3 protein-coding genes are annotated in these 13868 nt (G+C 31.8%); all 3 read right to left on the reverse strand.

Annotated features, from left to right (window positions below; genetic code table 11):
• Entirely contained in the window at positions 1-2370 is a 2370-nt protein-coding gene (locus tag AYC61_RS07800) for an S-layer homology domain-containing protein (protein WP_066499247.1), read from the reverse strand.
• Between the two features lie 454 nt (positions 2371-2824).
• Positions 2825-3619: a hypothetical protein gene (locus AYC61_RS07805; protein WP_066499259.1), complete on the reverse strand. Its 795-nt coding sequence runs from the start codon at positions 3617-3619 to the stop codon at positions 2825-2827.
• A 419-nt stretch (positions 3620-4038) separates the two neighbouring features.
• Entirely contained in the window at positions 4039-13473 is a 9435-nt protein-coding gene (locus AYC61_RS07810; RefSeq protein WP_066499262.1) for an S-layer homology domain-containing protein, read from the reverse strand.
• Between the last annotated feature and the right edge of the window lie 395 nt (positions 13474-13868).

Below are 13868 nucleotides of genomic sequence, written 5' to 3' on the forward strand. Positions count from 1 at the left end.
TTAATTGTGAATATTTAAATAATTCCACAGTCCATTCAACGTTACGATTGTTTGTTCATGAGTATATGGCAGTTTTGGCGAAAAATCCAACTTTGTTTCACAAGTGCCTTTCATTACTCCAGCGTTGTATATGGCATTCACCGAATCTAACGCCCAAGGGCTTAATGCCTGTGCGTCGCTCCACATAACTGGCTTAGTGTCAAAATTTACTTCTAAAGTTTTCAATATATTCACAAGCATAGTCGCCGCCTGTTCTCTCGTAATAGAAGCATCTGGACTAAACAGTTTTTTAACCACGTCTGTACCAGATGTAATACCCAAAGCTGCCGCCGCGCGTATTGCCTCATCATCAGTATCCTTAAACGTAAATAAGTTGAGGTCTCTTTCTTTTAAAACATCCATAATTGTTTTATTGTAATACTTTTCAATAAAATTTACAGCGGCACGACAAAAATCTACGCGACTAGTTTCACCACGATAATTTACATTTATTTCAGGTATTATTAAGCCTTTATTCGCTGCCTCTGCATATGCATCATATGCCCACGAAGACGGCATATCACCATCATAATTATGCGCTTTTTTTGGAAATTCTCGTGTTGTTTGCACAATTGAGTATCTATTTGTATTTTCATCGTATGCAATCATACGATCAATATTATGTGCAGTTAACCAGTCAATCTTTTCACCAGATAAAATTTCAAATATCACATTAGCTCTGTTAGGCTTTGAAATAATATCACATTCGTGTGCATATGAGTGCAACTTAGGTTGATAGTAATAAAAATTATAACTTGAAAATATTTCAACTGATTCATCTTCAAAAGAATCAACATCAGGTAAAAATGTTTTTGTAACATAATTATCAATTAAATTTGAAATTTCATTGTAACAAAAAGAGAAAACCTTATTCATTTCATCTTTGCTTCCATATTTCTTTATTAGAGTTAGTGGTATACTAAACCCTTGCGCACTATTTATAGTATAGCATGGAACATCATTTGTAATACAGACATGGGATGCTAAAGCTCCACCTAAAGAGTGTCCTGTAATTACGGGGGCATCCTCATTATGCTTGGCATAAAAGTCTAGAGCATGATCAAACTGCACATTAAGTTGACCGTTCCCCATTAACAAATCAGCCTTGATACTTTGCCACATAGATATTTCCGTCCCCCGATATGCTATAATACCCTGATCATTACAATTTTTAAGATAAACCACTGAAAATGTAGAACCATTGTCATAACGCACAAAATCTTCAACAACATATCCACCTATCACGGCATTTATAAAATCGCGCATTGTGACATGACCATATCCCTTAAATCTAGGTAAATCTTTGTCTATGTCTTTCCATGAAAGGTTTTCTTGCAGGTTCAATGTTTCTGATACAGTTTTTCCCTTTTCCAATTTCTTAGAGTAAGCAAACATACTTGCTGCAAAACACTCAAGTTCAAAAGGTTTAGATTCGGCTTTTTCCCAAACAGCATATAGTATAACAACAGGTTTATCTAAAGCTGTTTCTCTAATATACCAATTAGAATTATCCATATGTAGCGCGTTGTGACTGTTTAACCATATAGGCGTTGTATTTTTATTTATTGAATATCCCCTAAAATTATATTTTTCTTGTTTATTATTTGGGTATTCAGGAGTTATATTTGTTTTACCAAAAGTAGAAAAAACTTTTTTAGGTAAACAATCACTATAATTAGCTGGATATTCTGCCCAAACCTTATTGAATCCATCCTCAAGCTCAAAACAGAAATTCATGTCAAAATTAAGATCTACAACAGAAAACACGTACTTTTTATCAAATTCACATATAAAGCCTTGGGAATCTGATGGTCTTAAAGAATTTAGTCCACGTTTGTTTAATTCAGCTACATTTTGATCCCACGGGCTTTTCCATGAATTCGGCTCATTTGTTGATGAATCCCATATATTATCGCTTATTGGAGTAAAGTAAAATTTATCACCTTCCACGCCTTCTTCAGGTTCATGCATTATTCCAATAGTATTACCTGAAGAATTCCAAACCCACGCTCTAGTATTACCACCCGAGAATGCACAAGCCCCTGTCCATCCAAGAGTGGAAAGATTGGTGACTGCAACCTGTTCGTCGTACGTATCAAGTGTAACAAGATATCCTCCCATATCTTCACATAAAGTTTTAGCCTGATACCAAGTGAAGTTTCCTTTAAAAGCCAAATAGGTATGTCCATTATAATACATGCTGTCTTCAGGAACTAGCCCATCAATGAGATGTCCTTCATTATGCTTTTGCACATTCTCAGCGTTTACCTGTAATGTTACAAAATTCATAACAAAAAAAACTAAAAGCAAACCTCTTATAATCTTTTTCATGTAATTTTTTCCTTTCTTTTTAATATTACTATGTTTTACAATATTATAACATATACATAAACATTATTCATTAATTCATAAACAACCATAATGAATAATTTCCCTAACATATTACCTGAAAAAAATTATTATTCTTTCATCTTTACCTCTAATAATCTTTGATGTTTCAACTCAACCCTTAACCTATCTAGCTCCACATTACTTTCCATATCTATCAATATAATGAAATCATAATGAAAATAGGAGCATAGAGCATATCAACTTGTTTCCCGTATTATGTAGGAAAGAACTAATGTGATAAACCTCAGGGTTTTGAGGACAGAGTCCCCAATTAATGCTCGTTTAATATTTCTGAAATTTTTTTTTAGCTGATTTATTACTAAATCCCAATCGGGATACTTTCTAGTCCAACTTAAAAAACCATAAAATATTATGGTCTTTTTATTAAAATATGTTATTTTCTAATCAACACTGTATCAAGCTGCATTGGGTAACTTTCCATAATTGAATTGTAGTAAACTATTAATGTATCCCCTACTTTAACATCAGCTAAATTGAACTCAACTGATTCATAGCTAAGATTGATTTGGTAGACACCATTGCTTGTATCTTTTAAAAGAGCGTTTAGATTCCCTTCTTTATCTCTAGTTAATTCTGTAATAGTTAAGTCTAATTTACTATCTTCTTGCAATACGAAAACAGCACTATTTCTGTCACCAAAATCTATTGTATAAACTGTAACTCTTTCACCTTTATTTAAAAATAAGTTTTCATCAAAGTTTGCAAATTCAATCTCTTTACCTTCTGATTTTACAGTAAATTTATCTTTTTTAAACGATACTACTTCACCATTTATCTGCTTGATAGGATCTCCCATGCTAGTATGCGAAATTGTATGGTTATCTTTCTTGAATTCTTTTAAATAATTTTTATTTTCGCCTTTAATAAGTTGTACTTCCTGATGCAAATAGAAGTTCTTATTCTCACCATTGTATTCATACACTTGAACTACATCCCCACCAATAATGTGAATAAATTCACCGTCAAATTTCATTATCTTACCAATTACAATTACTTCACCAACTTTAATCTCTTCAGTTGAGGTTACGATATACTCCTCTTTTGTTAACGATTTATCTGTGTCACCAGCTTGAGTTACAGCACAAGTTTCATTTGTTTGACTTAATGTACATCCTGTTATTGCTAAAAAAAAGGATGCAATAACACCCATAATAATTAATTGCTTCATTTTTAACCTCCATTCATTATATAAAATTATCCAATATATTAGGTTAGACAATATTTTTATTAAAAAGTTCCCATTTTTAACCGATTGAAGCAGTTAAAATCATACAACTAAATAGTAAAAAATTATAATCTTTTCCTTTCAAAAGTTTCATAGTAATACCTTGAATTTCTAGATTTTTTAGGACCATCCATTTGATTATAGCTGTTTTAAAGTTGGTTTATTATGAAAAGCTATACTTTTTTATTTGAATATTCTAATCCTTATTATTGATAATATGTTATTTACATGCAAATAAGCTTAATAGGCTAAAGTCTATAATAAAAACTGAAATCTAGCCAAATGGTTAGATTTCAGTTGAATATTTTACCTTATATTGTTTTTTGTTCATTTTATAATATTTCTTATCTATATTTTAACTTTTATCTAATAGCACTCATTATTTGATTATAAGCCCAATGCTCATTTGTTAAGTCTTTAAATGGGTTTACTATACCACCAACATTTATTTCTCTGTTGATAAGTTTATTGACTATGGTAACTGTCTCTGCTCTCGTTATAAAATCATTTGGTTTAAATTCATTATTATATCCATTTACTAAACCTAACTTATAACATATTTCAATTTCTGCTTTTGCCCAGCTTTTATCAATATCCTTTAAAGTAACTTCTCTATAGGATTGTACTTTATCTACATCAAGAATATTTATAACAATTTTTACAAATTCTGCTCTAGTAATATTGTTATTAGGTTTGAATGTTCCGTCTGAATATCCATTTATATAGCCTAGACTACTAAGCTGCATGATTGAATCCTTTGCCCACATATCAATATCAGTAAAACTCTTACTATCACTAGCTTTTATATCTGCTAAAATATTATTTAATAATGTTGCTGTTTGCCCTCTAGTGATATAATCATTTGGACCAAAGTTACCGTTAGGGTAACCATTTACATATGCTAAAGTGTCTATATCTTCTTCATATATACTGCTATCAAAAATCAAATCCTCTGATAAAATATAGTCTGAGCAGTGGTCTATAGTAAATTTGACCTCTCCTTTACTATTTGTTTTTAACAATCCGTAATTTTCTAGCTTGTTTGTATTATTGTTATAGTAGTATAAGAACAACTCTTTATTTTTATAGCTATTTCCAATATCTACAGCAACTTCTCCCTGAGTTGGTAATTCTCCATGATACGCGAAATATAAATTAACTATATCACTATCCCCTGTCAATTTCTTAATATGACTTTCATTAGGAGAATCAAGCGATAAACCAAAGTTTATCTCTTTTGTATTAACATCCTTGAATTCACTCTTGCCATCAAAGAATATAGAATAAAAATCACCATTTAATAATAGTGTTCTACCTGATTCTTCTTTCAGTTGATCAAAATACTTCATAGATATTTTACTGTTATTCTTTATATTCATCTGCAAAGTGTCACTAGCTTTAAAGTAATCCTTATCTTTTGAACTAGAATTACTATCTGGATAAGGTATAGTAATATTAACAGTATAGGTTTTTACTACTTGACCATCTTCTGATGTTACCTCAATAGATATCACATTTAATCCATAACCTATAGAAATATCAGCTTTACTTCCTTCTAACTCAGTGCCATTAACCTTAATAGTTGACTTAGGATTAGCTACTGCAAGCTCTATTGTTGTATTCTTTGGCTTGTCTATTGTTATATCGTAAGTATACACATCCCTTTCAAAATAAAGGGGAACACCAGTTATTGTGAGTATCCCAAGATCAGCATTATCCTTATCTAAAACTGCATCAGAGTATAATACTTCACTTAACTCTGCCACACTATTAAATACAAACCTTTGGGTAGCTTTCTCTTCGTAACCTAATTTAATCAAGCCACTATTTTCTTTACTAACATCATAGCTTTGCTTTTGCTCTATTACTTCACCTGCTTTGTTCTTTATAGAAACAATCAAGTTACCATCTGTAGTTTCTGCAAGTGAATTATTTTTTACTGTAACATCTACTATTGTTTTGCCTTCATCTATGCTTTGCTTTGTTAGAATCGTAACCTTCTGATTATTTTGTTTTTCAATCAAACTTTCAAAGGTTACACTTTTTTTATTATTAGCTTCTTTTATTTCTGGAAGTTTGACATATTCATCATCATCAGTTTCTTCTTCTATTTTTGCATAACTATAAATAGTGATTCCGCCACTTGGTATCTCCATTCCATCTTCTAATAAATCAGCTATTATAAATCTAACTCCTGAAGAGTATGTTCCTTTATTAATTTTTTCGATATCATCAGAGCTTGTTATGGTAACTGAATTAAGTGGTTCTCCTTCAAGGTTTGCATTATCATAAAATTTAACCAAAATTCTATGTTTGTTATCATCTAACTTTATACCTGAATCGTTATACAAGGAAAATGCAATATCTCTTAATCCTTCGCTTTCTCCCACTATATCAATTCTTGATATTCCTACATCTGGGAAGACCATATATAGTTTACCGTCTTCTGATACACTCTCAGATTTATATTTAGCAGTTACTTTATAATCTACATTTAATATATTCTCTGGTACTGTATAATAAACTGTAAATGTCTTGCTGCTTCCTGATACTAGAGGATATTCAAGATTGAAATTCTTTGTAGCTCCATCAAGCTCAATATCAACTGTATTTATCTCATCAATACCACTATTATACACTTCAATTTGAACTGGTATTTCCATACCCGATCTTACACTTTCCAAATCATAATAAACACTATTGATTCTAATACAATTGTTAAAAACTCCTGTAGCAGTTAATAATTCTGATACACCTTCTTTAACATAGATGCTTCCACTCTCTGCTGAATAACGTTTCTCTTTACCACTATTATAATCTGTAGCTAAAATAACAGTCTTGATATTACCTTCATCTGTTGTCCTAGCATCAAAATGATCTATTAGAGTATAGTCATCCATTACAGCCAATTGATTTGGTGATGTTGCAAAAAAGCTTTTATCTTTAGCTAGTATTTTTACACCGTATAATCCATCTTTATCCGCTAGAGCTTCATTATCGCCATCACTTGTATCACTCTTCATAGGTTCAACCCAAACTATTGAAATATCATCAATAGGTTCTCCCTTAGAAAATTTGAATTTGCTACTTATATTTACATTTGAACTACTTACAACTTCTTTTATACTATCTATAAATCCATTGTAAATCGCACCTTCATTATTGAACGCACTTAGCCTGATATCGCTAGCACCATTTACGCTATACCATCCGATAACAAATCTTTCTATACCGTCATCAAATCTATGAGTAGTAATTTGTGGATTTTCGTCAACATAGTCATCATTGGTTGCCCTAACACTTTGTACAAGCTCACCATCTACGTCTATTACAGAATATAGCACTTCTAGATTATTGTTGTTTTGCTTTGCATTAGGATCTCCTGCACCGACTGTTTTTTCAACAGTATATACAACACTGCTTGTTCCATCATCAAGCATTTCAGCCTCAATACCCATTATATTTCCTAATGTACCATTATATAATACCTTAGCATCTCTACTCCATGTTTTTGAAGCTTTATCATAGATTTTATACACTATTTTGTCATTTCCACCAAACTCAATTGCCTTTTGTGCATCTTCTGCATAAGCACTACGCCATGCTACAAGTACCTTGTCACCATTAGTAGAAACAACAGGTGCTAAGTCCACATTCTTATTATCTGAAAGAGCCACAGGAGTTGACCATTTACCATTAGAGTATATACTTGCCATAATTTCAGTACTATTTGTCATTAAAGCTATATCCTCATTTGTGAGCTCAGTTCCTGCATCTTTGTTGATACTCTCAGTTTGAGTTACCCATGTTGCAACTGCAAAATTATCATCTCCAGCTACATTTAAATATGAATCTCCATATCCTAAGTTTTCTTCATAAAGCTCTGACCCTTCTTCATAAGAATTTCCAGAACGTTTACTGAAACACACTTTTGTCTTTTCTACATCACTACTGTCCATATCCGATAAATAAACCAATAGTTCTCCATCATCAGTAAACTTAGGATTTGAATAAGGGTATGAATTTGTCTCAAGACTATCTACCTCATTTGTTTCATCAATAGACATAATCCCTATCTTATCTAGACTAGCAACAAGTAATGCTTTCCCCTTAGCTATACTATTTTTAGCAGGACCTTTCCATTCACGGTCATAATGTTCTAGGTAGTCTCTATCTTCAAGTGTAACAGTTTGGTATGCAACTTCCATATCCATTCCACGATTATTAAATGTATTAGAAGCTATTACACTAATTGGGTCATTTTGAATAGTACCATTCTTATGTTTTTTCCAATAGTCATCAATTTTATCCCAGCTAAAATATTCCTTAGCAGCTGTATATCCAGCACTTGCAAGTATTTTAGTATAGTCAATAAAACCTAATTTTGCTTTAAACTCAATACCTACTCTACCTTCTGCTCTCAATTCACTACCAAATAATTTTTTATCCTTATCAAGATAATCTCTGTTTAGCCACCTTAAAGTATAGCTGAGGTCTTGGTCGCCAAATACTCCTACTTTAAGTGCAACTATAGAATAATCAACACCAATACCGCCAAAAGCCTTTACATAAAGATCAAATCTAAGTTCTTTTAAGTAATCATTCACAAACTTTTCATCATATAGTCTTTCAATTTTTGTACCAGAATGCGATGCCATAGAATATGAAAAAGATACAGATCCATTTGCATCAAACTCTGCGGTTACAGGTACATATCCTAACATAGAATTAATGAGGATTTGGCTGTTAATACCAGCTGCTGCATGGATGTTAGTACTTGTAGTAAACATCTCCCATTTCATATCATCAAAGTTATATCTTATCTTACCAGTAACATATCCTCCACCTTCAAATGATGGACTTAAACTTGTCATTTTCTTAGTTTTACCTTCACCTTTGAAGCCTTCTTTATAATCACCAGCTAGTAAATCTCTTGTGTCAATTGCACTATCTACACCAAGGCTAAATTCTCCAGCATCCTCACTAGGTCCTGTTAAATACGTACCTGTCTTCTCTCTATCATCTATACCTCCCACATCTCCATATCCAATATTAACCTTAATTATTGTGTCAAATACTGCAGGATCAGAGGTAGGTTTAAGCATCATTTGAATCACAGACGTATCTAAACCTTCTACGCTGCCTACTCCTTCTAATACTTTACTGATTATTCTATCAGAAGTATTAAAGTCATCTTTACCTGACTTCATAATCTCACTTAACATTTTATTCGGGAATCCAGTAACTTCTCCATCCTCTGTTATATCAATATTAATAAGATTTACGATGTTAAAATGGTAAGGTAATTTGGCAATCTGTTTGTTATCTTTATTTACTTTTATAAATATACTTCTTGATAGTCTATCTCCCATCCAAAGAGTATCTTTATTTAATCTAAGCCTATGGACTAAAATAGGGTAACTAGAAAACGGATAATCCACCATGCTATAACTCTGCCCAGTTGGCACATCCTTAAACTGGTCAACTATTTCAGATGTATAGCTGTCTCCTATTTTTCCATCTAAACAAAGTATAGTAGAAACAAGCTCAATATTAGGAAAGTTTTTATTAGGTCCAATCTTAGATGCATCCTTATTAATCTTTAATTCTGATCCATCTTCAAAACATACATTATTCTTATATAAATATGAAGAAGCCCCATCACCTGCTTCTATACTTGTTAAAATGACTTTATTCTCTCCATTTTGAACATATTTGTTATTGTTAACATTACCATCTACTTTAATAACTTCTGGATAATACTCACCATTTGGAAACTGAAGTTCAAAAACAAACTCTATATCATCCGTTCCATTTAACTCTTCTTTATTATTACTTACCCAAAACTGTGTACTATCAAGATTAACTTCAAAAACTCCATCTCTAACACTAACAGTTTGGTCAACTTTACCATCATGATCATTAATCAATGCACTTTCACAATACTGTCTGTTTTTGTATACGCCACCTCTTAAAGTAACATTTCCATCATAGACACTACCATCTTTTGTAGTTAAAGCTATTGAAGGCTTTGTTACAGGTCTGAGCTCAGCAATATTTAGTGGATAAAGCTTATTTTTGGTTGCATCCTGTTCCTTAGTTTTTAGGTTATTATTATAAACAGTTCCTAAATACACATTTCCATTGTACGATGATTTAAAATAAATATCACTGTTTATTCCGTTTTCTTCATATATTGCAATAGCTCCTTTGCTATTTGTAGTAACTGTCTTTTTCTCACTTCCAACGTAGTATGTCAGCTCTGTCTCTGTTTTTGGAAAAGCTTGAAAAAGATAAAGTTTATCTTTAAGGGTAGTTACTTTTACATCAAGGCTGTCTGACATTTTAGACAAACCATGAGTAGCCGTAATCCTTGTATCACCGTTTTTTAATCCAGATAAAATAAATTCTGTACTTGGAGAGTAACCAGTATATCCCAAAGAATCTATATTAAAATATGTGCCTAAGTTATTGTAATTAACTGTAGCAGACTTTCCTGATGTATCCCATGATATCATATCTCCAAGCTCTGCCCATACATACTCATCTCCATTTATACTAATATTTTTATCTAAAGAAATTTCTCTTTTCAGCTTAAGTATTTCCTCACTGGACAAGGCTGCAATTTTAGCGTTATTATCAAGAACAATTGACTCAGAAACAGCTTCACCATTCACAATTATTTTTATGGCATCTTCATTATATACATATAGTACATAAGAATCATATGACCAAGTAGGCTCTAGTGCATTTTTAGCCATTACAGTTACTGTATAGATATCCTTTAGATTATTATCACCAACATCATCAATAGTTAAATTATAGCTACCTGTCATTTCTGTACTTTCTATAATTGGTTCATCTTCATTTTTGATAATCTTAAATAAAAATTCACTTTCTGTATTAACATTATCAAAATTATCAACAGAGTAGTTAATATCTACACTATCTACTTTATCAGTAATAAACAGGTTCTCTAAAGGCTCTAGAGTAACTACAGCAGGAGAAGCTTTAACTTCAATATATCCCTTTGCTGTTATTATCTCTGAACTCAATTCTGAGCTTACTTCTACTATATAGCTAACTTTTCCTATTACCGATATATCTGCTATAACCTCTGCTGGAATATTGTAAGAAGCAACTTGATTACTTTCAGATGATAAAACTATGTCATTAAAAACAAGCTCTCCTTTTGTTACTGTATCATCTATGTCATAAACTGCCTTGTATATATTGATGTCAAAGTTAGTTTCTGTTGTTTCACTTGCATCAATTTTCTTTTGAACAATATTACTACTCCACCTTAACTGTCCTGAATCTCCTTTTGTTACGGTAATAGTATTAGCTCCCTCTGGTATGATTAAAAAAGGTGTAAGTCCTGCTTTAACGGACATTGTTTCTGTTTTGATTTGTACTTGTTCCCCTACTCCTCCATTTAATGCGATAAGAGTAAAATATACTTGTCCATTTTTTCCTGTAAATACTATTTCACCATCACTATTAATAGTAGCTATGTTTTCGTCACTACTTTCCCACATAAAATCATCATTTGACTGCCATGTAGCTTTATCATTTGTTACTTCAATTCCTAAATCTAAAACTCCTATTTCATCTATATATAAATCTTTACTTAAATCCTCTGGCCATTTTTGATAATCTATTGAAAAATCTCCATCTTCTAAGAATACAGTTGGCACAATTGTATAGCTTGTATCCACGTCATACAAAAGATTTTTGTTCTCACTAGACCCAATCTCTTTGTCTAAATAAAAAGCTATGATATATTTTACATCATTGTCGGTAAAATTGTATGGTATGGCAAATTCTCCTACTAGCTTAGTAGGATTAGCTATATCATCTATCTTAAAAACAACATCATAAGGTCCGTGGTCTTCTCCAACTACCTTTGCACTAAGACTAGAAATGATACCTGCATTATTATTTTCCTGTGCCTCTGAAATTATCCAGCTGGAAACGGCTTCATTATCAGTATCAATAGGGATTTCTATTGTTGCTTCATTCCCATCAATATCTATGTTATAATTTTTAAAAGCATCTCTTTTGTTTACTGCTGTAATATCGTCAATATCAATCTGCACCTCTTGGTTATATGTGTTCATTGTATTATTGCCCAAGTCCCTAACACCTGATATTCTTGTAATATTTATCTCTGATATAGGCTGAGTCACTGGATAGAGAAAACTTAATTTCTCACTATAGGAATTAGTAGACTCCTGAGTGTTAAGTGTTACTCCATTTGCTATAATCTGTAGATTATCTGGTTTAACTGGCTCGGAGAAGGTAACTGCGATAGGTATACTGTCACCAATTGCATAATTACCACTTGTATATTCTACCTTAGTAACTGTTGGTTTTTTGTAGTCAACTAGGCAAAGCATTTCATAAGGATTATTACTGCCATAGTTTATAGAATTTAGTGATATTACCGGAACTGGATCTACTAAATGTTTCAACGCTAAACCAGTTAAATAAATATTACCATCATCCCTCATCACATCATCAATACTAATATATCCCGTACTATTTATTTTCTCTTCTGCAATACTACCTATAACATTAGTTTCACCATTATTTCCCTGATAGTAAAGATAAGGAATAGTACCTTTATAGGATATAGCATTGCCCTTCCAAAAATCTACAAACTCCACACCTACTGCACTATAGGGTGTAAGATGAGTTATTATCCCTTTATCCTTTAAAAACGTAATTTCTTCATTTGGTATTAGATTCCTTTTGATATATATACCGTTGTAATACGCCGGCGATTCAACTTGAGTAATTCTATGATACCAATTGCCACCTTCTTTATTAATTGTTTGAACTACACTACCTTCATCCTCTGCATAATAAGAACCAAAATCCCACACATTACCCGATGAAACCCTACCATAAATAGCAGGATAGTCAACTTCGCCAGCAATGCCAATACTAATAATACTACTTTCCTTTTCGTTATCAAAAAGAGCATTTGTTATATCATAACAATTTATATAGAAATTTATCTTATTGTACCAATCCTTTTTACTAGAATTATTAATAGGAATATTGATAGTAGTTTCTGTACTACCAGCTGGAATTGTTGCTGTATCAGTTGTTTCTGTGTAATAATCTTTCGTAGCGCTGCCTTCTAGCGTACGATAACTAAAAGTCACATCCTCTGTCTGCTTCTTATTTAACTTTGCAGTAACTGTCACTTTTGAACTAGTTATTTGTGCAAACAAACTAACTCTAACATCTCTATGTACACCAGATAAATCTCTAACAACAGTTCCATCTCCTATATTAAATGTAAGCCCCTCTGACATCAACTGATTCATAAGTGACTGTAATGCCATCTCATGTGCTTCTGTTAATGTAATATTGGGATCTAAATACTCGCTACGTATACGTGTCAATTCCTCCTCTATAGCAAGCATCTTTTTTAAATCACCAAGAGAAATAGAAATATCATCTACGCTGACTATTTTAGTTAAATCTGCTTCTGACGCATTTAACATTTCTCTTATCTGTGTAAGATTCATTTCATTACCATCAACTATAATTGTACTAGTAACAAGCTCCCCTTCTCCATCCAGTAATCCTAAATTTTGAAGCTTGATAAGCATGTCCTCCTTGCTTGTATTATCCTTGGTAATCGGAGAAATAGCGTCCAATATCTGCTGATTTTTCTCTGCAGTATTACCCTTTGTATTTCCTATGTTCGCCAATGCAGTGATTGGCATAGTACTCATAATCATTATCACTACAAGCAAAATAGATAAAGCCCTTTTAAACATATATTACCTCCTTTATTTAATCTTAGTTATAAACCCTTATAACTTTTATTAAATTATATTTTCTAATACTTTTAAAAAAGATCTACCTTGCTTTATTTATAACTAATTTATACATTACAAAATACATTTAATAATTTAGCAAGGATTTTAATTCCTTTTAAAATAAATATTAGACAATTACGTATAAATAACCATTTTTTTAGAGTAGAAAACCTTAACCGAATCTTAGCAATAAGATAAGTAATTCACTTTGTTATCGTCATAAAAACCATTTTACATTTTATTTTATCATAATTTATACAATTATCTACATATTTTTTGCTTTTTCGCAAATTTTTATTTCATTATGTAATATTGCATCTTAAATGATAAATTTCCCAATATTATTCCATTTT

The sequence above is a fragment of the Abyssisolibacter fermentans genome (assembly GCF_001559865.1).
GTDB lineage: Bacteria > Bacillota > Clostridia > Tissierellales > MCWD3 > Abyssisolibacter > Abyssisolibacter fermentans.